Origin of the sequence: Nocardia sp. NPDC050412, assembly GCF_044458825.1 — a bacterium.
Taxonomy (GTDB): Bacteria; Actinomycetota; Actinomycetes; order Mycobacteriales; family Mycobacteriaceae; genus Nocardia.
This window is the reverse complement of record NZ_JBITIJ010000018.1, coordinates 135,078-156,846: the sequence shown is the minus strand read 5'-3', so window position 1 is coordinate 156,846 and position 21,769 is coordinate 135,078. Positions and strand designations below refer to the sequence as shown.

General features: G+C 66.5%; 18 protein-coding genes. 8 read left to right on the top strand and 10 right to left on the bottom strand.

Annotation, left to right across the window (positions count from 1 at the left end; genetic code table 11):
• Window positions 1–314 precede the first annotated feature (314 nt).
• From ACIBI6_RS35535 to ACIBI6_RS35525, 3 genes are all read right to left on the bottom strand, one after another.
• Complete coding sequence (locus tag ACIBI6_RS35535) at window positions 315–1,313, bottom strand: hypothetical protein (protein ID WP_396959315.1); 999 nt, start codon at window positions 1,311–1,313, stop codon at window positions 315–317.
• Window positions 1,314–1,319: 6 nt separating this feature from the next.
• The gene (locus ACIBI6_RS35530; protein WP_364353349.1) at window positions 1,320–2,345 is read right to left on the bottom strand and encodes an NlpC/P60 family protein; all 1,026 of its coding nucleotides are present in this window, start codon (window positions 2,343–2,345) and stop codon (window positions 1,320–1,322) included.
• A gap of 280 nt (window positions 2,346–2,625) precedes the next feature.
• Entirely contained in the window at window positions 2,626–3,198 is a 573-nt protein-coding gene (locus ACIBI6_RS35525; protein WP_396959313.1) for a C40 family peptidase, read from the bottom strand.
• Between the two features lie 606 nt (window positions 3,199–3,804).
• Between ACIBI6_RS35525 and ACIBI6_RS35520 the strand changes: the two genes are divergently transcribed.
• Both ACIBI6_RS35520 and ACIBI6_RS35515 read left to right on the top strand, forming a co-directional pair.
• Window positions 3,805–5,574, top strand: a complete 1,770-nt coding sequence (locus tag ACIBI6_RS35520; RefSeq protein WP_396959311.1) for a DEDD exonuclease domain-containing protein — start codon at window positions 3,805–3,807, stop codon at window positions 5,572–5,574.
• A 5-nt stretch (window positions 5,575–5,579) separates the two neighbouring features.
• Window positions 5,580–5,855 carry an Lrp/AsnC ligand binding domain-containing protein gene (locus tag ACIBI6_RS35515; protein ID WP_364353340.1) on the top strand — a complete coding sequence of 92 codons (276 nt, stop codon included), beginning with the start codon at window positions 5,580–5,582 and terminating at the stop codon, window positions 5,853–5,855.
• 221 nt (window positions 5,856–6,076) lie between these two features.
• Here the strand turns inward: ACIBI6_RS35515 and trpD are convergent, their stop codons facing one another.
• Window positions 6,077–7,132 carry an anthranilate phosphoribosyltransferase gene (gene trpD, locus ACIBI6_RS35510; RefSeq protein ID WP_396959309.1) on the bottom strand — a complete coding sequence of 352 codons (1,056 nt, stop codon included), beginning with the start codon at window positions 7,130–7,132 and terminating at the stop codon, window positions 6,077–6,079.
• Between the two features lie 70 nt (window positions 7,133–7,202).
• Complete coding sequence (locus ACIBI6_RS35505) at window positions 7,203–7,622, bottom strand: hypothetical protein (RefSeq protein WP_364353334.1); 420 nt, start codon at window positions 7,620–7,622, stop codon at window positions 7,203–7,205.
• A 369-nt stretch (window positions 7,623–7,991) separates the two neighbouring features.
• Between ACIBI6_RS35505 and ACIBI6_RS35500 the strand changes: the two genes are divergently transcribed.
• The 4 genes from ACIBI6_RS35500 (at window position 7,992) to ACIBI6_RS35485 (ending at window position 12,426) form a co-directional block, all read left to right on the top strand.
• A complete protein-coding gene (locus tag ACIBI6_RS35500; RefSeq protein WP_364353331.1) occupies window positions 7,992–8,603 on the top strand; it encodes a heme-copper oxidase subunit III in 612 nt (203 codons plus the stop codon).
• Window positions 8,604–8,664: 61 nt separating this feature from the next.
• Window positions 8,665–9,528, top strand: coding sequence for a cytochrome c (locus tag ACIBI6_RS35495; RefSeq protein ID WP_364353328.1), 864 nt, complete (start codon window positions 8,665–8,667; stop codon window positions 9,526–9,528).
• A gap of 103 nt (window positions 9,529–9,631) precedes the next feature.
• On the top strand, window positions 9,632–10,807 hold the full coding sequence (locus ACIBI6_RS35490) for a ubiquinol-cytochrome c reductase iron-sulfur subunit (RefSeq protein ID WP_364353389.1): 1,176 nt from the start codon (window positions 9,632–9,634) through the stop codon (window positions 10,805–10,807).
• Complete coding sequence (locus tag ACIBI6_RS35485; protein WP_364353325.1) at window positions 10,804–12,426, top strand: ubiquinol-cytochrome c reductase cytochrome b subunit; 1,623 nt, start codon at window positions 10,804–10,806, stop codon at window positions 12,424–12,426. Before ACIBI6_RS35490 ends, ACIBI6_RS35485 begins: the two co-directional genes overlap by 4 nt.
• A 49-nt stretch (window positions 12,427–12,475) precedes the next feature.
• On the opposite strand, the gene ACIBI6_RS35480 is transcribed toward ACIBI6_RS35485, so the two are convergent.
• Window positions 12,476–12,994, bottom strand: a complete 519-nt coding sequence (locus tag ACIBI6_RS35480) for a polyadenylate-specific 3'-exoribonuclease AS (RefSeq protein WP_364353322.1) — start codon at window positions 12,992–12,994, stop codon at window positions 12,476–12,478.
• 105 nt (window positions 12,995–13,099) lie between these two features.
• On the opposite strand from ACIBI6_RS35480, the gene ACIBI6_RS35475 reads away from it, so the two are divergent.
• Window positions 13,100–14,485 carry a class II 3-deoxy-7-phosphoheptulonate synthase gene (locus tag ACIBI6_RS35475; protein WP_364353319.1) on the top strand — a complete coding sequence of 462 codons (1,386 nt, stop codon included), beginning with the start codon at window positions 13,100–13,102 and terminating at the stop codon, window positions 14,483–14,485.
• 48 nt (window positions 14,486–14,533) lie between these two features.
• Here ACIBI6_RS35475 and pknB read toward each other — a convergent pair whose 3' ends face one another.
• Window positions 14,534–16,531, bottom strand: a complete 1,998-nt coding sequence (gene pknB / locus ACIBI6_RS35470) for a Stk1 family PASTA domain-containing Ser/Thr kinase (protein WP_396959305.1) — start codon at window positions 16,529–16,531, stop codon at window positions 14,534–14,536.
• A gap of 384 nt (window positions 16,532–16,915) precedes the next feature.
• Here pknB and ACIBI6_RS35465 point away from each other — a divergent pair, with 384 nt between their 5' ends.
• A complete protein-coding gene (locus tag ACIBI6_RS35465; protein ID WP_364353313.1) occupies window positions 16,916–17,284 on the top strand; it encodes an Rv2175c family DNA-binding protein in 369 nt (122 codons plus the stop codon).
• A 178-nt stretch (window positions 17,285–17,462) separates the two neighbouring features.
• Here ACIBI6_RS35465 and ACIBI6_RS35460 read toward each other — a convergent pair whose 3' ends face one another.
• The 3 genes from ACIBI6_RS35460 to crtI form a co-directional block, all read right to left on the bottom strand.
• Complete coding sequence (locus tag ACIBI6_RS35460; protein ID WP_396959303.1) at window positions 17,463–18,401, bottom strand: phytoene/squalene synthase family protein; 939 nt, start codon at window positions 18,399–18,401, stop codon at window positions 17,463–17,465.
• Window positions 18,398–20,116: an alpha-(1->6)-mannopyranosyltransferase A gene (locus ACIBI6_RS35455; protein WP_396959301.1), complete on the bottom strand. Its 1,719-nt coding sequence runs from the start codon at window positions 20,114–20,116 to the stop codon at window positions 18,398–18,400. Before ACIBI6_RS35455 ends, ACIBI6_RS35460 begins: the two co-directional genes overlap by 4 nt.
• A gap of 64 nt (window positions 20,117–20,180) precedes the next feature.
• On the bottom strand, window positions 20,181–21,764 hold the full coding sequence (gene crtI / locus ACIBI6_RS35450) for a phytoene desaturase family protein (protein WP_396959299.1): 1,584 nt from the start codon (window positions 21,762–21,764) through the stop codon (window positions 20,181–20,183).
• Between the last annotated feature and the right edge of the window lie 5 nt (window positions 21,765–21,769).

The following is a 21,769-nucleotide window of genomic DNA, read 5'->3' as shown; positions in this document are numbered from 1 at the left end:
GGAGTTCGCGACTGTGGCGTATGCGCTTCGAGGGCTTGGACGTGGGACGGGGCGCGAATGTCGTTTGTATGACTCGCTCCGTTGTGGTTGCGTCATTGAGGGGAGTTCGCGACTGTGGCGTATGCGCTTCGAGGGCTTGGACGTGGGACGGGGCGCGAATGTCGTTTGTATGACTCGCTCCGTTGTGGTTGCGTCAGTGACGGGAGTTCGCGACTGTGGCGTATGCGCTTCGAGGGCTCGGACGTGGGACGGGCCGCGAACGGTCGCTCGCAAGTCTCGCTCCGTCGTGGCGGGTAGTCGGTAGCGGTCCGAGATCAAGCGGCGCGGGCGGACAACCAGCTGCGCCAGTCGGCGACCAGATCGTCACGGCTGGTGCCGAGCACATCGCGCATGATGCGGTCCTCGCTCGCGGAGTCCTGTTTACCCGCGGCGATGCGGCGGTACAGCTCGACCAGGCGCGGCTGGTCGAACTTATCGGCGACGAACGCGCAGACCGACCACGCCTGCTCATAGGCGACGACGGCACCGCTGCCCGCGAAGTCGGCGGCCGACGGGAGATCGCGCGGGACATCTCCGGCGCGAATGCGGGTGGCGACCGTGGGTGCGATATCGGCGAAATGCTGTCCGGCGCCGAGGTGGGCCACGAATTCGGCGAAGCCCTCGAGCATCCACTGCGGCGCGCCGTCGACGGTCTGTGCCCGGGTGGCGATATGGGTGAGTTCATGGCGCAGCAGCGTGCGCAGACCGCCGGCGTCGAGGCGGCGTCCGGCATCGGAGCTGAAGACGACGCGCTGCCCGGTCGGCTGGGTGCCCGGTGTGAACGGATCAGCGACCGAGGCCGCGGCGACATCTGCGGGCATGCTCGCACCCGAGCGCACCAGTGCGGCGAACTCCGACGGATTCGATGCGACCACCACCATCGCGGACTGGGCCCAGCCCGGACCCCATACGCCGGTGACGGCCGTGGTCGCGGCCGCGAGTTCACCTGCGAGCGTATCGATTTCGGCCTGCTGGGCCGGATGACCGACGACCAGGGACTGCTGGCCGTTCCCGGTCGGCAGCTGCTCCGTTACGAGCTGTCCGAAGGGTTCGAGTGTTCGCCGCACCGCGGCCAGGCGCGGATCGTCGTCGGCGGCGCGCAGGCTGCCGATCGAAGTCGGCTGGGCCGCATGCAGTTTCGGCAGCACCGAATTCGGCATCATCAGCAGTGCACCGCAGGTGCCGGTCAGTATGGTCACCATCGCCACCGTGGCGACGAACTGGAAGCGGCGCCGCACGAACAACCAGGCGCGGGCCCGCCGAAAGCTACTCATAGCTGATCAGTATCGTCGAGCCGAGTGATAGGGCGTCGACCCCATCGGCGCAACGGCTACCGGAACCCCGAACGTGGAGGCGTGCAGCATCATTCCATTGCCCGCATAGATGCCGACATGGGAGATATCGGAGTAGAAGAACACGACGTCGCCGGGTTGCAGATCCTTCTGGGCCACCGGGGTGCCGTAGGTGGCCTGCTGCGAACTGGTCCGCGGCACATCCTTGCCGACTTGTTTGAAGGCCCACTGCACCAGGCCGGAGCAGTCGAACTGATGCGGTCCGGTCGCGCCCCAGACATACGGGTCGCCGATGCGGGTGAGTCCGGCGGCCAATGCGCTGGTGCCGCTGCCGGGGACGAGTCCGCGCAGCAGGGTATCGGTATCGAAACCGGGCGGGAAGGGTGATCCGGCCAATGCCGATTTGTCCTTGGTGGACAACTGCCCCCATGCCTCTACGACCTGCGCGATGGATCCGGACAGGCCGGCCCGCTTGCGCTCGAGATCGGCGCGCACCTGGTCGGCCTTATCGGAGGCCGCGCGGGCGGTATCGGCGGCGGCACGTGCGGCCTTTTCCGCTTCGGTCGCGGTGGCGGTGGCCTGCTTGTAGAGATTGAGCTGCTCGGAGTTCCTGGCCGAGATCACATCGATGGTGGACATCTGGTCGAGCAGACGCTGCGGTGAATCACTCAGCAGCACAGCGGAGAGCCGGCTGGTGCGTGCGCCCTGATAGGCGGCGATCACGGTGCGATCGACGATCGGCTGAAACTTGCGGACTTCCTCGCGGGCCGCGTCGGCGGTCTGGGTGGCCGCGGCGAGTTCGGCGTCGGCATCGTGCAGGGCGGCGAGTTTGGTGTCGAGATCGGCCTGCGCGCCGAGTGCCTGCTGATTGAGCTGTTCGGATTCGCGAGACAGGTCGATCATCCGCTGTACGGCCTCACTGGCCGTGGTCGGCATGGCGGCCGGATCGGCTCCGGCTGGACTGCCACTGCAGAGTGCGGCGGCCAGGACTGCGGCCGCTAATGCCCCTCCCACCAGACGTTTACTGCGATGTCTCCGGTGATGTGCTGTCACAGCGCGCCAGGCCCCGTTTCTCTCGTGAAGCGATCTTGTCGCCTCCGTAAGCTGCGGAACCGCTGCGGCGAACTCCGCAACCCGGGAAGGTCTCGATTAGGTTACGGAACGGCGTAGGTCTGTGTCCAGTGGGCCACAAAATGATCACTGGCCCTTCGAACGGCCCGCAAGCGATCGCTACCTATGCCGTCCCGACGCCCGGCCGTTTCGTACGGCCGGGCGGGGTGGTCGAAAGAGCTGCTCAGAAGCGGCGCGCGCCGGCGACCGGCATGGAGGAAATCGGCGCGAGCTTCACCGGGGTGCCCGAGGTGGACGCGTGGACGACGTTGCCGTCACCGGCGTACAGGCCGGAGTGGCTGCCGCCGTAGAACGACACCAGATCGCCCGGCTGCAGGTTGTCGAGCGAGACCGGGGCGCCCGCGTTCAGCTGCTCACCGCTGGTGCGCGGCAGCTCCAGACCGGCCTGCTGGTAGGACCACTTGACCAAGCCCGAGCAGTCGAAGGCATTCGGGCCGGCGGCACCGTAGACGTACGGCGCGCCGAGCTTGCTCATCGCGGCGTCGAGCGCGATATCGCCGACGGACTTCTGGGGCGCCATGAACGGTAGCGGTGCGGGGTTGGGGATCTCGATGCCCGGGATGCCCTGCGGGATCGGGATCTCGTTGGGCACGTCGAAGGTGCCGACGCCGGGGATGGTGACCGGCTGGGCCGAGGCGGGCGCGGCGGGCAACAGGAAGACGCCGAGCGAGGCAGCTCCGACGGCTCCGGCCGCGACGGCACGCTTGGCATGTCGCTTGACGGTGTTGGTCGCCATGATGCGGTACTTCCAATCTGCCCCACGACGCCGCACCCGGTGGTACAGCGGACTGCGTGTCGAGGCACCGTCGGGTGGTGCGCCGAACTCCGTGAGGTCTCGAAAAGGTTACGAACACATCACGGTGTTTTGTAAAGCCGGAGACATCCGAAATGGCGATGCTCAACAAATTCGCCACCGAATATGTGCGACTTGAGTCACACCAATCACGAAACGATAACGACGTGTGATTTCCCAGGGGTGGTGACGTCGCTGGCGAGCTGTCCGACGTCCGGCGGCGGCGCGTCTCAGACGCTGGATTTATCCGAATTTTTCCAGGTCGCGAAGGTATCTTGGCTTGTGTTCAGTCGGGCGAGTCGGACCGAACGGTCTTCTCGTAGGGGGCATGGGCAGCACGCCGAGGGCATCGACTCCGGGCGCCCGGGCGTGTCCGTCCGATTGATGCAATCTGCTGAATAATGTGATGTGCGCCACTTTTTGGTGTTCTAGATCATTTCGTGGGAATCGGAGCGAAATCCTCGCCGTGTAATTCGGACATTTCTCCGCTGAAATCCCGAGTGGCTTTCCCGGCGGTTCCTGTCGTACCGAGGCCCTACGCTGCACGCCGTGCCCGATCCGACGCCGCGCCAGGCCGCCGCATTGCAGTTGGCCTTCGACGAGCTCGAGACCCCGCTCTACGACACCACCTTCGTGGTCGTCGACCTGGAGACCACCGGCACCAGTCCCGAAGCTGACGCGATCACCGAGATCGGTGCGGTGAAGGTGCGCGGCGGTGAGGTGCTGGGGGAGTTCGCGACCCTGGTGAATCCGGGACGGGCCATACCGCCTGCGATCGTGCAGATCACCGGGATCACCACCGCGATGGTCTACGAGGCGCCCCGGATCGAGGCGGTGCTGCCGGGTTTTCTCGAGTTCGCCAAGGGCGCTGTGCTGGTCGCGCACAACGCCCGCTTCGATATGGCCTTCCTGCGCGCCGCCGCGGCCCGTATGGATACGGCATGGCCGAGCGGGCCGGTGGTGTGCACGGTGAAGTTGGCGCGGCGCGTACTCGCCCGTGACGAAGCCCCCTCGGTCCGGCTCGGTGTGCTCGCGCCGCTGCTCGGTGCGAGCACCCAGCCGAACCACCGCGCCCTCGACGACGCCAGGGCCACCGTGGACGTGCTGCACGCCCTCATCGGACGGGTCGGCAATCTGGGCGTGCACAGCCTGACCGAACTGCTCGACTATCTGCCGAATGTCACACCGCGCCAACGCGCCAAGCGGGTGCTCGCCAACGATCTGCCGTCGAGTCCGGGCGTCTATCTTTTCCGCGGACCCTCCGACGAAGTCCTCTATATAGGGACGGCCGTGAATTTGCGTCGCCGTGTGCGCAATTACTTCACCGGATCCGAGACCCGCGGCCGGATGAAAGAGATGGTCTCCCTTGCTATTCGGGTCGACCATGTGGTGTGCGCGCACGGCCTGGAGGCCGGGGTGCGCGAGCTGCGACTGATCGTCGCGCACACCCCGCCCTATAACCGCCGCTCGAAATTCCCGAAGCGCGGTTGGTGGATAACGCTGACCGACGAACCGTTTCCGCGATTCGCGATCGCGCGGACACCGACCGCGGATGCGTTGGGGCCCTTCCCTTCTCGGATGGACGCGAACGACATCGCGCTGACCATCGCGGAGCACAGCGGCCTGCGCACCTGCACCACGCGACTGCCGCGCGACGGTCGCCACGACTGTCCGCCCGCGGTGGTCGGCGGATGCCCGGCAGCCGTCGGTGGCACTCCTATATATAAGGAGGAATACGAACCCGTCGCCGCGGCCGTTCGGGCGCTGTTCGCGGGCCACTCCGACGCGGCGCTGCGGGCCATGCTCGACCGCATCGAAACTTATTCGCAGGCTGAGCATTTCGAGGCCGCCGCCAGACTGCGTGACCGGACCGGCGCGGTGGTGCGGGCACTGCACCGTACCCAACGACTCGCCGCGGTGGCGCGGATCGGGGAACTGATCGCGGCGCATCCGAACGGCGCGGGTGGTTGGGAGTACGCGGTGATCCGCTATGGGCGGCTGGCGGGGGCCGGAACCTCGGCACGGGGTGTGCCGCCGATGCCGGTGATCGAACGCATCGTCGCGACATCGGAGACCGTGCTGCCGGATCCGGTGCCGCCATTGCGTGGTGCATCGCCGGAGGAGGTCGGTCTGGTGACGCGATGGTTGGCACGGCCGGGGGTGCGGATCGTGCGCACGAGTGAGGGATACGGCGAGCCGATCCGCGGTGCCGGACGCTGGGCTGGTTGGGCAGCTCTCGCCGATGCGGCGGCGCGGGCCCGACTCCACGGCCCGGAGGCCGAACTCGCGGAGTACAAGCATGGTGACCGCCTAGGCTGACAGCCATGATTACCGCGATCGTGATGATCCAGGCCGAGAACGCCCGCATTCCGGAGACCGCGCAGGCGGTGGCCGACACCCAGGGTGTCACCGAGGTCTATTCCTGCGCGGGCGATGTCGATCTGATCGCGATCGTGCGGGTGCGCGACCACGAGGAGATCGCCGAGGTGGTGACCGGCCGGATCGACAAGACCCCCGGCGTCGCCCGCACCACTACGCACATCGCCTTCAAGTCCTATTCCCGCGCCGACGTCGAGGCGGGCTTCTCTCTCGGCGAGTGAGCCGTACTCAGCGAATGAGGATGGAGGAGTCGGAGAAGGTTCGGGCAGCGCCCGAGGCGAGTACCGCGTAAACGCCCCGCTTCATCGTGTGCTCCTCAGGAGTCGAGCCGGGCGGCGTAGGCCCGACGCGAAACGGGCGACGCCGGATTGCCGCGTCACTGTAACCTTTACCGCCACAAGAGGCCTGCCGACATGCGGCGCATGATTCCCGGCGCGGGGTGTCAGTTGTCGCCGAGGGTGTTGGTGAGTTTGGCCCAGCGGTCGAGCAGGGCTGCGGATTTGCTGGTGTCGATGGCTTCGGCCGCGCGATCGATGCCCGCGGCGATGGCGTCGTGGATATCAGCATCCGGATCGCCGACACCCTGGGACAGGTCGTAGGCGACGATGGCGGCGGCGGAATTGAGCAGTACCGCATCGCGCACCGGGCCCGAGGTACCCGCGAATACGCTGCGCGCGACACCCGCATTGACCTCCGCGTCGCCGCCGCGCAAGGCGCTCAGCTCGACGCGCGCGATACCGATACGGGTCGGATCAATGGTGGTCTCCCGCAGTTTCCCGCCCGACACCACCCACACGTCGGTGGTGTCGGAGGTGGTGATCTCGTCCAGACCGTCATTGCCGCGCACCACGAGCGCGCTGGCGCCGCGCTCGGCGAAGACCCCGGCGATCACCGGAAGTAGATCGGGGAACGCGCAGCCGACCAGCCCGGCTCGCGGTTGCGCGGGGTTGGTGAGCGGGCCGAGCACATTGAAAACGGTGGGAATGCCGATGTCTTTGCGGGCCGGACCGGCGAAACGCAACGCGGGGTGGAACAGCGGCGCGAAACAGAAACCGATGCCGACCTCGCGCACGCAGCGAGCAACGGCCTCGGGGCCGAGAGCCAGCTTTACGCCCAATGCCTCCAGCACATCGGCGCCGCCGCTCTTCGAGGACGCCGCGCGATTGCCGTGCTTGACCACCGGAACACCGGCCGAGGCCACCACGATCGAGGACATCGTCGAGATATTCACCGAACCGGCCCGGTCGCCGCCGGTCCCGACGATGTCGACCGCATCGCCGTCGACGTGCACCAGGCGGGCGTGGCCGAGCATGCCCGCGGCCATACCGGACAACTCGGTAGGAGTGGGGCCCTTGATCTTCATCGCGACACCGAATGCGGCGATCTGCGCCTGCGTCGCATTGTCGGTGAAGATCTCGTCGATCACCCAGGTCGTGTCCTCCGCTGCCAGATCGCCACCATCGGCAAGGGTCCCGAGTACTTGGGGCCAGCTGCGCATGTCCACTTCTCCTGTCACCACTGGTTCGCGCACCAGTCTGTCGCGATAGAGCGTAGTGGTCGAGACGTTATTACCGCTGCGCGGTCGGGGAACCCGGTTGCAGAGCGTCCCAGCCGTCCGCGACGCCGTCGTGGCGCTGGGCTAGGCCGACCATCCTCGCCCGTTCCTGCGAACAATGCAGTGCGTCCAGCAGTTGAACCCGTTGCAGGGTCAGCGCTTCCAGTTCGTGCGGACCTTCGGTGCGCGGGGCCGCGGCGTAACCGTCCTGGGCCGCGATCGCACACACCTCATCGATCCGATCAGGCGGAATACGCAAATGGTGGCGCAGCAGTGCGGGCGCGTCGGCTTGGAGAGCCGTGGCGCGCGAAAGTGTTGTCGAACACCCTTCGGAGTCATCGAAGCATTCCGCGACGACTACTAGATCGGAACGGGTCGGATCGAGCGGTTCGGGTTCGTTCCCGCCGAACAGCCGTTGCCACCACCACGTCACATCCGCCTCCTGATCTCAGCTTTTCCTTACCAACGCCTGTCACCATCTGAGGCTGTAATCGTCTGGTCGCGCGACATTCACACACCTACATCACCACAACGGAGCGAGTCTTACGAGCGACCGTCGGCGGCCCGTCTCGCGGCCGAGTCGTCCAAGCGCATGCGACGCAGTCGCGAGTCTCGACGACGCCGCCAGCGACTGCTTGCAGGTCGCTCGCAATGGTCGGCCGCGAGACACCTGGGGGCCGCCGACACGCCGCGCCGAAGGCGCGGCCATCAAACGCTGTCTGTCCGTGCGTTTTCCGACGCGGGAGGACAAGTTTCGCACCCGGGTAGTTGTGTCGTACTACGACGAGTCATACTTACCCCCGTGACGACCGCAGTAGGGACCCCAGGATCGGCCATTACTCAGCGTGTGCATTCGCTGAACCGGCCCAACATGGTGAGCGTCGGTACCATCATCTGGCTGTCTAGCGAGCTGATGTTCTTTGCCGGGCTCTTCGCGATGTATTTCGTCGCGCGCGCCCAGGCCCACGGCAACTGGCCGCCGGAACCGACCGAGCTGAACCTGAAGCTTGCCGTGCCGGTCACCACCGTGCTGGTCGCCTCGTCGTTCACCTGCCAGATGGGTGTGTTCGCGGCGGAGAAGGGCGATGTGTTCGGCCTGCGGCGCTGGTATGTCGTCACCCTGATCATGGGTGCGATGTTCGTGTCCGGTCAGGGCTACGAGTACACCAACCTGGTCAAGGAGGGCACCTCGATCTCGAGCAGTGCCTACGGCTCGGTGTTCTACATCACCACCGGTTTCCACGGTCTGCACGTCATCGGTGGTCTGATCGCCTTCGTCTTCCTGCTGGTCCGCACCAAGGTCAGTAAGTTCACCCCGGCACAGGCCACCGCCGCGATCGTCGTCTCCTACTACTGGCACTTCGTCGACATCGTCTGGATCGGGCTGTTCGCCACGATCTACTTCGTCCGCTGAGTCGGGCCAGTACCTCAAAGCTTTTGCACAAGTCGGTTCCGTCTACTCCAAAGGGACACAGATGAGTTCATCTCCCCCGTCAGCGCCAGAGCCCGCCAGCCCCGGGAACGGCCAGGCAAGCAAGACGCGCAAGCAACGCCGTATGCGGCGTCGCATCGCGGGTGGGCTTGCGCTGTTGGTGGGCCTCGTCGGAGCCGGATTCCTCGCCACCGCGATTACGCCGGACCCGCAGGTCGCGACCGCGCACGAGGACCAGTCCGCGCTGATCCGCGACGGCAAGCAGCTCTACGAGACCTCCTGCATCACCTGCCACGGCGCCAACCTGCAGGGCGTGCCCGACCGCGGTCCGAGCCTGATCGGTGTCGGTGAGGCGGCCGTCTACTTCCAGGTCTCCTCCGGCCGTATGCCGATGGCGCGCAACGAGGCCCAGGCCCAGCGCAAGCCACCGAAGTTCGACGCGCACCAGATCGACGCGCTCAGCGCGTACGTCGCGTCCAACGGTGGCGGCCCGAGCGTGGTGCGCGACGCCAACGGCGAGATCGCCCAGGAATCGCTGCGCGGTCCGGATGTGGCCCGCGGTTCGGAGCTGTTCCGGATGAACTGCGCGTCCTGCCACAACTTCACCGGTCGCGGCGGCGCGCTGTCCTCCGGTAAGTTCGCACCGCCGTTGGAGCCCGCGAGCGAGCAGCAGATCTACGATGCGATGCTCACCGGCCCGCAGAACATGCCGAAGTTCTCCGACCGGCAGCTGAGCCCGGAAGAGAAGCGCGACATCGTCGCCTACGTCAAGAACGCCACCGAGGAGAAGAGCCCCGGCGGCTGGGATCTCGGCGGGTTCGGTCCCGCGACCGAGGGTCTGGCCATGTGGGTGGTCGGCATCACGCTCGTCGTGGGTGCCGCGATGTGGATCGGATCACGTTCATGAGCGAGCGCAGCGAGCGAACAACAAACACAGCCGATATATCGGTCATGACGGAGCCGAGCGCCAGCGAGGTGCAGGCATGAGCGATAGCAAGGAGCCAACTGACATGGGTCGGCCGGATGAGGGCCACGACGGTGCGCAGCCGTCGAAGGAGCCGGTGAACACCACACCGGCTGAGCCCACCGAGGAAGAACTCGACGCGATGTCGCGCGACGAGCTGGTCAAGCTCGGTACCGAGCGCGACGGTGTCGACGTCGCCTACCGGCGCGAGCGGTTCCCGGTGCCGGGCACCCGCGCCGAGAAGCGCGCCGAGCGGGAGGTCTCGTTCTGGTTCGCGGTCTCCGGTATCGCGGCCGCGGTCCTGGTCGGGGTCTTCCTGTTCTGGCCTTGGGAGTTCAAGGGCAAGGACGAGGAAGGCCACACCGCCTACTCGCTGTTCACCCCGCTGGTCGGTCTCAGCCTCGGTATCTCGGTGCTGGTCATCGGCGTCGCGGTGGTGCTGATCCGCAAGAAGTTCATCCCGGCAGAGCTGTCCATCCAGGACCGGCACGACGGACCCTCGCCCGAGGTCGAGCGCCGCACCCTGGTCGCCGAACTGCAGGATGCGCTGGACACCTCCACGCTGGGCCGCCGCAAGATGATTACCCGGACCGCGGGCGCCGGTGTCGGCGTACTCGGTATCGGTGCGCTGCTGGTCTTCGTCGGCGGCATGATCAAGAACCCGTGGGCCAAGGGCGACAAGTCGCCGCTGTGGGTCTCGGGCTGGACCCCGGACTTCCCCGGCGAGACGATCTACATCCGTCGCGACACCGGTCGCCCCGAGGACGTCATGCTGGTGCGTCCCGAGGACCTGGACGCGGGCGCGATGGAGACGGTGTTCCCGTGGAAGGAGAAGTGGCGCGGTGACGAGCACGCGACGCTGCAGTCCCTGCGCGGTATCCGCAACGCCGTCATGCTGATCCGGCTGCGCACCGAAGATGCGCAGAAGGCCATCAAGCGCAAGGGGCAGGAGAGCTTCAACTACGGCGACTACTTCGCCTATTCGAAGATCTGCACCCACCTCGGTTGCCCGACGTCGCTGTTCGAGCAGCAGACCAACAAGATCCTGTGCCCCTGCCACCAGTCGCAGTTCCTGGCGACCGAATGGGGTAAGCCGGTCTTCGGTCCCGCCGCTCGCGCACTGCCGCAGCTGCCGATCACCGTCAACTCCGAGGGTTACCTGGTCGCCGCGGGCGACTTCATCGAGCCGCTCGGACCGGCCTACTGGGAGCGTCGTTCATGAGTCGGGTTGCAGCCCAAGCCAACGAGGCGGACGAGCGGTACCGCGCCGCCGCGTTCATGAAGCGGTCGATCAACAAGGTCTTCCCGACCCACTGGTCGTTCCTGCTCGGCGAGATCGCCCTCTACAGCTTCATCATCCTGCTGCTGTCGGGTGTGTATCTGACCCTGTTCTTCGATCCGTCGATGAGCGAGGTCGTCTACAACGGTGCCTACCAGCCGCTGCGTGGTGTGACCATGTCGCGGGCCTACGAGACGGCGCTGAACATCACCTTCGAGGTGCGCGGCGGTCTGTTCGTGCGTCAGGTGCACCACTGGGCCGCACTGCTTTTCGCGGCATCGATCATCGTGCACCTGTTCCGCATCTTCTTCACCGGTGCGTTCCGTAAGCCGCGTGAGGCGAACTGGGTCATCGGCTGCCTGCTGCTGATCCTGGCCATGTTCGAGGGCTTCTTCGGTTACTCGCTGCCCGACGACCTGCTCTCGGGTACCGGTCTGCGGGCCGCGTTCGGCGGTATCACGATGAGTATCCCGATCATCGGTACCTGGATGCACTGGATGATCTTCGGCGGCGACTTCCCCGGCGACATCATCATCCCGCGTTTGTACATCGCGCACGTGCTGTTGTTCCCGGGCATCTTCCTGGCGCTGATCGCCGCGCACGTGGCGCTGGTCTGGTACCAGAAGCACACGCAGTTCCCCGGTCCCGGCCGCACCGAGAACAACGTCGTCGGCGCGCGGATCGTGCCGGTGTTCGCCTCGGATCAGGGTGCGTTCTTCGCCTTCACCCTCGGCATCGTGGCGATCCTGGCCGGTGTGCTGCAGATCAATCCGATCTGGAACCTGGGTCCCTACAACCCGTCTCAGGTGTCGGCGGGTTCGCAGCCCGACTTCTACATGATGTGGACCGACGGTTTGGCGCGCCTGATGCCGCCGTGGGAGATCTACATCGGTAACTACACGGTTCCGGCCGTGTTCTGGGTCGCGCTGATCATGGGGCTGGTGTTCACGGTGCTGATCCTGTACCCGTGGATCGAAAAGCGCCTCACCGGCGACGATGTGCGTCACAACCTGCTGCAGCGCCCGCGCGACGTGCCGGTGCGCACGGCGATCGGTGCGATGTCGATCGGTTTCTACGTGGTGCTGACGCTCTCGTGCGTCAACGACATCCTGGCGCTGAAGTTCGACATTTCGTTGAACGCCACTACCTGGATGGGCCGCATCGGTCTGCTGGTCGTGCCGCCGGCGGCGTACTTCATCGCCTACCGGTTCTGCATCGGTCTGCAGCGCAGTGACCGCGCGGTGCTCGAACACGGCATCGAGACCGGTGTGATCAAGCGTCTGCCGCACGGTGAGTACATCGAGGTGCACCAGCCGTTGGGCCCGGTCGACGATCACGGCCACCCGATCCCGCTGGAGTACCAGGGCGCGACGGTGCCCAAGAAGATGAACAAGCTGGGTTCGGCCGGTAAGCCGGGCACCGGTAGCTTCCTGCGCGCCGATCCGGTGCACGAGATCGAGCAGGCCTTCGAGGACGACCACGCGGAAGAGCTCAAGCAGCTCGCCGTACTGCAGAAGGTCCAGGCGAAGGCGAACGGTCAGAACGGTAAGTCCGCGCACTGACAGATAAGCAAAGGCCCCGAGTCGAATCTTCGACTCGGGGCCTTTTGCTTCAAAGGGAGACTCGGCGGCGGGCGGCCTCGATGGCCTCGAATTTGGCCAGGTTGTGGCGGGCGTCGGCGAGGGCGTCGTGGGCGTCCGGGGGGACCGGGGGCAGTTCGGGACGACCGTGGGCCTCCCAGTGCTGACGCAGTTCGTTGGTGTAGCGGGGCAGCGCATTAGGCAGGTCGACCATGGAGCCCCAGAGCTGGCACAGCGCGACGTGGTCGTATGCGGCCACCCAGGCCCACAGTTCGGGGGTGACGCTGGGGCGCGGGACCAGGAATTCGTAGAGGTCTTTGCGGATCTGTTCGCGGCTGCGCCATAGCCGGGAAGAGGGCGGCGGGAGCTGCGGCAGCACGTACCTGCGGACCCAGGGGCCAGCGCGTTCGGGATCGAATTCGGTTGAGACCGCATAGTATTCGCGGCCGTCCTCGCAGACCACACCGATCGATACGAGGTCGATCGTCGACCCGTCCTCGATGAATTCGCAGTCATAAAAATATCGAAGCGAGATCGGTCTCTCCTCCAAAGATCGGTACGGTGGCGATAGTGCCCGGCTATCCACCCTAGGTGCGCAGAATCCACCCCTAATACCGGGTACCTGCGCGTGCTGGAGGGTCCGTATTCTGAACAGGTGAACTGGACCGTCGACGTACCCATCGATCGCCTGCCGGAGCTGCCGCCGCTGCCCGCAGAGCTGCGTAGGCGGCTGGATGACGCGCTGGCGCGTCCGGCGCTACAGCAGCCGGCGTGGGATCCGGAACAGGCGGCAATGATGCGCACCGTGCTGGAGAGCGTGCCGCCGATCTGCGTGCCCGCCGAGGTGGAGGAGTTGCGCGCGCAGCTGGCGGAGGTCGCGCGCGGCGAGGCCTTCCTGATGCAGGGCGGTGATTGCGCGGAGACCTTCGCCGATAACACCGAACCGCATATCCGAGGCAATATCCGCACGTTGCTGCAGATGGCTGTGGTGCTGACCTACGGTGCCAGTCTGCCGGTGGTCAAGGTCGCGCGCATCGCGGGCCAGTACGCCAAGCCGCGTTCCTCTGACACCGACGCGCTCGGCCTCAAGTCCTACCGCGGCGACATGGTGAACTCGCTGGTCGCCGATGCGAAGCTGCGTGAGCACGACCCCTCGCGACTGGTCCGCGCCTACGCCAACGCCAGTGCGGCCATGAACCTGGTGCGTGCCCTGACCAGTGCAGGCATGGCGGATCTGCACCGTGTGCACGACTGGAACCGCGACTTCGTCGCCCAGTCACCGGCGGGTGCGCGCTACGAGGCGCTGGCCGAGGAGATCGACCGCGGCCTGGCGTTCATGACCGCCTGTCGAGTGAACGATCCAAGTCTGCAGTCGGCCCGCATCTACGCCAGCCATGAGGCATTGGTGTTGGACTACGAGCGCGCCATGCTGCGCCTCGGCCAGAACCCGGCGGGCGAGCCGGTGCTCTACGACCTGTCCGCGCACTTCCTCTGGATCGGCGAGCGCACCCGCCATCTCGACGGCGCACATATCGCCTTCGCGGAACTGCTCGCCAATCCGATCGGCCTGAAGATCGGCCCGACCACCACGCCGGATCAGGCCGTGGAGTACGTCGAGCGGCTCGATCCCAATAACGAGCCGGGCCGGTTGACCATCGTCTCGCGCATGGGCAACACCAAGGTGCGCGACGTGCTGCCGCCAATTATCGAGAAGGTGCAGGCGACCGGACACCAGGTCATCTGGCAGTGCGACCCCATGCACGGCAACACCCACGAGGCCTCCACCGGCTACAAGACCCGGCATTTCGATCGGATCATCGACGAGGTGCAGGGCTTCTTCGAGGTGCACCACGCACTCGGCACCCATCCGGGCGGTCTGCACATCGAATTGACCGGTGAGGATGTCACCGAATGCCTCGGCGGCGCACAGGACATCTCCGATCTGGATCTGTCCGGTCGCTACGAGACCGCATGTGACCCGCGGCTGAACACCCAGCAGTCGCTGGAACTGGCCTTCCTGGTCGCCGAAATGCTGCGCTGACCACGGCTTCCGAAGAGGAGCGCCGCGACATGTGGCGCTTCTCTGTCGTCAGGGCAGCGCAGTCAGCGAGACGGTACTGCCCGCCTCGACATTGGAACCCACGCCCGGAACTTGGCCGATCACCACGGAGCTCTCGGACGGGGCGAGCTGACGCACCGCCACCACCAGGCCGAGCGCCTGCAGCTTGGAGCGGGCGTCGGCGACGCTCGAGCCGACCAGCAGGGGCACCTTCACGGCATTCGAGACGATCAAGGTGATGCCGTCGCCGGCCTGGATCGTGGCGCCCGCGGCCGGTTCGGTGGCGATGACCTTATCCGCCTCGATGGTGCGGTCGTACTGAGTTCTGGTCTCGCGCACCGTGATTCCGGCCGCGGTGAGCGCCTTGTTAGCTTCCTCGGTGGTCTTGCCGCGCAGATCGGGCATCTTAACCGGCTGAGATCCCTTGCTGCGGTACACCTTTACCTGCGCGGCCAGCGGCAGAACGGTGCCGGGAGCCGGATCCACCTTCGCGAAGGTGCCCTTGGGTGCGGTACTGCCCGTTTCGCCCGCGTCCACCGGTTGCAGTCCGGCATCGCGAATGAGCTGGTTGACCTTCGAAATGTTGTCGCCCGCTTTGACATCCGGCACGCGGGGTTTGCCGCTGGAGATCAGCACGGCCACCGTCGAGCCCTTGGTGACCTTGGATCCGGCCGAGGGATCGGTGCCGACCACCCCGCCGACCGGGATGGTGTCGGAGGTCTTCTGTCTGATCTCGGTGTCGAAACCGGCATCCGACAGGGCCGAAATCGCGCTGGCCTGATCCTTCCCGGCGACCGACGGGACGGCCGAGTAGCGCCCCACACCCAACCACCAACCGCCGATCCCGACGAGCAGTGTCAGGACCGCGACGATGGCGACCCAGAGCAGGACCGTGCGACGCGATTTGCTCCGGTCGTCCGCGAAGGGTGACGGTTGCGGCGAATGTGATGGTGCGTAGGGGTCGCGGTAGGTGTCCGGCGGTCCGTAGTTGTCCGCCGGACCATAGTCGGGCACCCGCGGCCGCGCCGCGGTGACCACCTTGGTGCGCTGCGCGGACGGTGGTGGCGGTGCCGCGGCCCTGGCCTGCTGCGGGGTGGGCGCGGCGCCCTGGTAGCTGGCGCTGAGGTGTTCGGCCGATTCCTGCGGTGCGGGCACCCGATACGGCGGCAGATTCAGCGCTACCCCGATCGAATGCAATTCGGCCGCCATCTCGTTGGCATCGGCGAAGCGGTGCGCGGGTTCGCGGTTGGTGGCCCGCGCGATCAGCTCGTCGAACTCCGGCGGGACTCCGTCGATGAATTCGCTCGGGCTTGGCACATCGTTCTCGATGCGCTGATATGCCACCGATAGCGAAGTGTCGCCGGTGAAGGGGACCCGGCCGGTGAGCAGTTCGAAGATCAGGATGCCGAAGGAGTAGACGTCGCTGCGGGAATCGGCGGTGCCCGCGGTCACCTGTTCGGGTGACAGGTAGGCGGCGGTGCCGAGAATTACGCTCGCCGAGGTGGTGTTCGCGGCCGCGACGGCACGTACCAGACCGAAATCGGCGATCTTGACCTCGCCGGAATCGGAGACCAATACATTCTCCGGTTTGATATCGCGATGGATCAGGCCAGCCGAATGCGCGACGCCGATCGCGGCCAATACCGGCTCGGCGACCGCGCGCACCGCATGCGGCGGCATCGGACCGCGTTCGCGCAGGAGCTCGCGCAGCGTGCCGCCCTCGACCAACTCCATGATCAGGAACGGATGTTCGCCGTCCACGCCCTGGTCGTAGACCGCGACCAGAGACGGATGCTTGAGCTTGGCGACCGCGCGCGCCTCGAATTCGAACCGGGATAGGAACTGGGGATCGGCGGCGAATTTGGGATCCATCACCTTGATCGCGACCGGACGGTCCAGACGGGTATCCACCCCTCGGAAGACCATCGACATCCCGCCCCGCGCGATCGGCGCATCGATGCGGTAGCGCCCCTCCAGGATTTGCCCGATCAAGTGATGTCCTCCGGCTTTCACAAAGTTCTCACCCATCGCTCCGATGCGACAAGCGATTGACCGTCTCGCGCGGCCCGCTCACGATCGTAGCTGTGTCGATCGGCTCTGTTTTTGGCCGCGCGGGGCGCGGCGTGTTCGCGGCCCGGAATGTCAGCATCGCGGAGCGATTCGATGAGGGTGGTGGTCGGGCGACGGGTGGGCCTCGCGGCCGAGCGGTCGAGACTCGCGCCTGCGGCGCCTGCGCTTCGACCACTCGGCCGCGAGACGGGCCGCGAACTGGTCGCTCGTAAGACTCGCTCCGTTGTGGTTGACAAAGTGATGATTTGTGGCCGACAGGGTGCCGTTGTGCCATCGAATCGCGCGGGAACGGTCCAGGGGTGTCTCGAAGCACGTGGGGCGGGACCGTCTACCGTTATCCGGGTGAGTGCATTCCCTTGCAGTGACGATGTTCTTCCCCAGTCGGAGGTGGTGATCCCGCTGCCGGAGGTGGCCGACAAGCTCGGGCTCGTGGTGACCCGGGTGCATCAGATGCTGCGCGACCACCAGTTGCTCGCCATGCGCCGCGATGGTGTTGCCGGCGTGCCCGAGCGATTCTTCGACGACACCGGCGCGATCGTGAAGTCGCTGCCGGGCTTGATCACCGTCATGAAAGACGCCAAGTACACCGATGAGGAGATCTTGGAGTGGATCTTCACCGACGACGAGAGCCTGCCCGGTAAGCCAGTCGACGCATTACACGGCCCGCTCGCGCGCGAGGTTCTGCGCCGCGCGGCGGCCGACCCCTTCTGAGTTCTCGGCCGCGCGGACGCAGCGTGTTCACGGCGCCCTAGTGTGCGGTGGCCTCGCTTTCGCTCGTCCAGCGCAAGAGATTGATGACGGACTTCGTCCGGCAGCGTCCGATAGGCGCGTCCGAGCCGTCGAGACTCGCTCCGTGGTGGTTGAGTGAGTGTCACCGTTGCGGTCGAGCTCAGATCCGCATGGCCGCTGCGGTGAACTCGACTGCCGCGACACGCAGACGTCGGGTGCGCGGGACCACGGCGCGGCGCGCGAACACCGCGTAGTCGGAGTGTTCGATTTCGTCCAGGATGCCGGAGTAGAGCGTGCTCGCTGTGCGAATGGCGGGGCGCACACGGGGGTCGAGTAGGTCGATGCCCGGGTTCGCGAAGCGGTAGAAGTCGCGGTTGATCGCGATCAGGTGGGCCAGTGCGCGGCGGACCCGCTGGTCGGTGTGGCCGATCCGGTGGCAGTGGGCGAGCAGCTCGGCGTCGACGCCGAAGGCCGCGAGTTCGCGGGTGGGGAGGTAGATCCGGCCACGGTCCAAGTCCTCGGCGATATCGCGCAGGAAATTGGTGAGCTGGAACGCCTCGCCGAGTGCGGCGGCGGCGGGTTCGGCCTCGGCTACTGGGACGACCGTGCCCAGTACGGGCAACAGTTGCAGACCGATCGCGGCCGCGGAACCGCGCATGTAGCCGCGAAGTTCGGTCATGGTGGCGTACTCGGCGCGGAAGTGCGCGGTGCCCGGCACATCCATTCGCATGGAATCCAGGAAGGTCCAGAAGTACTGGGGCGCGATGTCGTAGCGCTGGATGGTGTCGGCCAGTGCGGCGAGTACCTGGGTGCGCCGGTCGACGGGAGGCTTTGCCTGCTCCAATGCGACGCGCAGTTGCTTCTCGACCAGATCGAGTTCGCCCGCGGGTCCGTGTTCGGCGTCGTATGTGGGGTGATCGACGATGTCGTCGACCATGCGCGCGAAGGCGTAGAGCGCGTGCACCGCGGGTCTTCGTGGTGCCGACAGCAGTCGGGTGGCGAGGAAGTAGGTGCGTCCGTGTACGGCGGCGATCGCCCGGCATACGCGGTATGCCGCGGCCAGTTCCGAGCCGCGGGCGGTCAGCGCGACCTCGGTCATGACCGGATGACGGCGACCGGATTGCTCTCCGGTGGGGTAGCGCGCAGTCGCAGTGGGTCCACCCGTCGCAGCGACAGGGCCGCGACCACGGCGGCGAAGGTCGCGGCGGCGACGTGCCCGAAGCTGTAGAGCCCGATCGAACCGTCCGGCTGGAATACCAGCATCAACCAGGTACACAGCCCGACCAGCGCCATCAGCGTGGTGGTTGACAGCGCGAACCCGGCGGCCAGCGCCAGCGGCCAGGAGTAGTACCAGGGCAGCGCGGCGGGCGAAAGGATGACGATGGCGACGAAGGCGATGAGGATGCCGAAGACCGCCTCGCGCTCGCTGTGCCGGAACCGCCACCAGGTCCACGCCAGCACGGCGACCAGCGCCAGCGCGCACAGGGCGCGGGTCACCACGAGCACCGGATCCATCGGGAACGGCGTCACCCAGCGGACCATATGCGCCATGATCGTCGGCAGCGAGAGCCAGTTGATGATCTTCTTCGAGCCCGACAGCGCGGTCAGCCAGCCGATGCCGACCCCGGCGATGGCCGAGGCGGCCACGAAGACCACCGCGAACACGCTCAAACCGAGTCCGGCGATCTTGGCGAACATCAGCGCCGGATGCGGCACTTCCGCGCTCGGTCGCGCGGGTTCGGCCTCGCTCTCGAGGCTTTGGGTCGCACCCGGTGATTGCGCGGCGCGTTGCAGCGCCCGACGTTCACGCTCGTGCAGCATCCAGATCCACACCAGGAACGGCAGTGCGACACCGGCGGTCGCCTTGATGGCGACGCCGATCGCGACGACCACGATGCCCGCCACATGATGGCGCTCGAGCACGAGTGCGATACCCGCGCACATGAGCCCGACCATGAGCATTTCGTTGTGCACGCCGCCGATGAGGTGGATCAGGACCAGCGGGTTGAGCACGGCCAGCCAGAGCGCGACATTCGGCTTACCGCCCAGGTGCTTGGTCAGATACGGCACCGCCCACATCATCAGCGCCAGTCCAGGCAGCATGACCAGCCGCAGCGCGATGGTGCCCGCGACCACGTTATCGCCGGTGATCGCGGTGATCGCGTTGCCGAGCAGCAGGAAGATCGGACCGTATGGTGCGGTGGTGGTGGTCCAGACCGGGCTCACATTGTCCAGCAGCACACCGGGATTGGCGACCGGCGGGGAGACGTAGGGATCGAAGCCGTCGCGTAGCAGTGCGCCCTGGGCCAGATACGAATACGCATCGCGGCTGAACATCGGCACCGCGAACAACAACGGGAAGATCCAGATGCCGACGATCGCGCGCAGTTCGTTCAGCGTGACTCCGGCGTCGGGCCGGTCGCCGAATCCGATCGTGGTGCGGCCCAAGCGCACCCACGCGGTGATCATCAACAGCACACCGACCCAGATGACCATGGTGGACAGCACATAGCCGTGCCCGAACCGCAGCCACGACAGATGTATCGCCTCGAGCAGCGGATCGCGTTTGCGGACGCTGCCCGCGCCGAATCCGCCGAAGGTGATCATCAGCGCGCCGAAGAAACCGAGCAGCGCCGAATGTCCCTCGGGGCTGCGGGCGAAGTCGGCGGTAGTCCGCAGCCAGGTACGGAATCCGTGTTCGGCGACGGCCGGGGCTGTCCGGCGCGCAGGAACCCTCGATGGGCGCGCCTCTGCTTCGGTCGCGGTGATCGAGTTGTCGGTGGGCGCGGCGGCCGTCGTCTCAGGGGGATGCATGTGGTGTCGGTCCCCCCGGAGTGGTCGGCGGTCGCAACCGCAGGCGAATAGGTCGGCCGTTAGTTTATCGGCTCGCCGGGAACACTATCCCGCTGGTGCGCGGGGATTCATCCCGAGTGGCTTGTGCGGCGCCGATAATTCGGATTGCCGCCAGTTTTCCGGACAGCAAGGTGGTCGGCACGCCGACGCCCGGAGTGGTGCCGCAACCGGCGATAACCACGTTGTCGCTGCCGCCGGAAAAATTGCGCGGACGAAATGGGCCGGTTTGCCGGAACAGATGGGCCGCGGAGAAGGGTGTGCCCGCGAGCATGCCTTGTTCGTGCCAGGTGCCGGGTGTGTCGAGATGGTCCACGGTGAAGTTTTCGGCGATGCCGTGATATCCGCGCTCCGCCAACACATTCAGGAGTTCACGCAGGTAGGAGGGCCCGAGCCGGTCCCAGTCCAGCGGCGCGGCGTCGAGGTTGGGGCAGGGGGCCAGCAGCGAGAACGGTTCGTGTCTGCCGTCGGCGCGGTCGATGTAGAGCGACGGATCGGTGAGGGCGGGTCTGGTGAGCAACAATGACGGGTCGCTCATCAGGCGGCCGCGGCCGGGGCGGGCGGCGATCTCGTCGAAGGTCCGGTTCCATGCGTCCCCGAAATCGATGGCGTGGTGGGCCTGGATCGGCCAGGTCTGGGCGATCGCGGCGGGGATGGTGCCGTGTGCGACGACAGCGGATGGTGCGGCGCGCAGTCGACGGCGGCGGCGCACGCCGAAGCGCTCGAGTGAGCCGAGGTCGGCGGTGAGGACAACGGCGTCGCAGTCGACGGTGCGCCCGTCTGCGGTGCGGACCTGCCTGGCCCGCCTGCCCGCGTATTCGATCCCGGTGACCTCGGCGTTCAGCTCGAGTGTGCCGCCCGCCGCGGTGAAGGCGTCGGCGAGTGCGGCGGTGATGGCGCGCATGCCGCCCTCGGGGAAGTAGACGCCGAGCGAGGTGTCCATATGTGGAATCGCGCCGTATACGGCTAGCGCCTTCGCCGGGGCCATGCCCGCGTACAACGCTTGGAAGGTGAACAGTCGGGCCAAACGAGGATCGCGCAGGAAGCGCGAGACGCGCGGGCCCAGCCTGCCGAAGCCGCCGAGTCGCACGAGTGTGGCCAGTGCGCGGCGCTTGGCCGGGTAGCGGACCATATCCAGCGGCGAATCGAAGTTCGTATCCATGAACTCGGTGAATTCGGCCTGGTAGATCTGTGCGAGCCAGTTGCGCAACCGTCGGTAGCGCATGGCCTCGGCCTCGCCGCAGACGCGGGCCACCTCGATGGCCATGGCCTCGGGATCGGCGTAGACGCGGATGGTGGAGTCGTCGGCGAAGCGGGCGTGATAGCTGGGGGCGAGTCGGTGGATGCGCAGTGGCGGCGTGCAGGTTTCGGGCGTCGCACCGACGGCGGCGAGGGCGTCGGTGACCAGCTCTGGCAAGGTGAGTACCGTTGCACCGGAGTCGATTTCGTAGTCCGGGCCGCGATATAGGCCGACTCGGCCGCCGGGATGATCGGCTCGCTCCAGCAGGGTGACTGTGCGCCCGGCTCCGGTCAGATATAGGGCGGCGGCGAGGCCGGATAGGCCCGCGCCCACCACCACGACGCGATCGGTCGACCCCGCAACAGTTTTCATGTGCA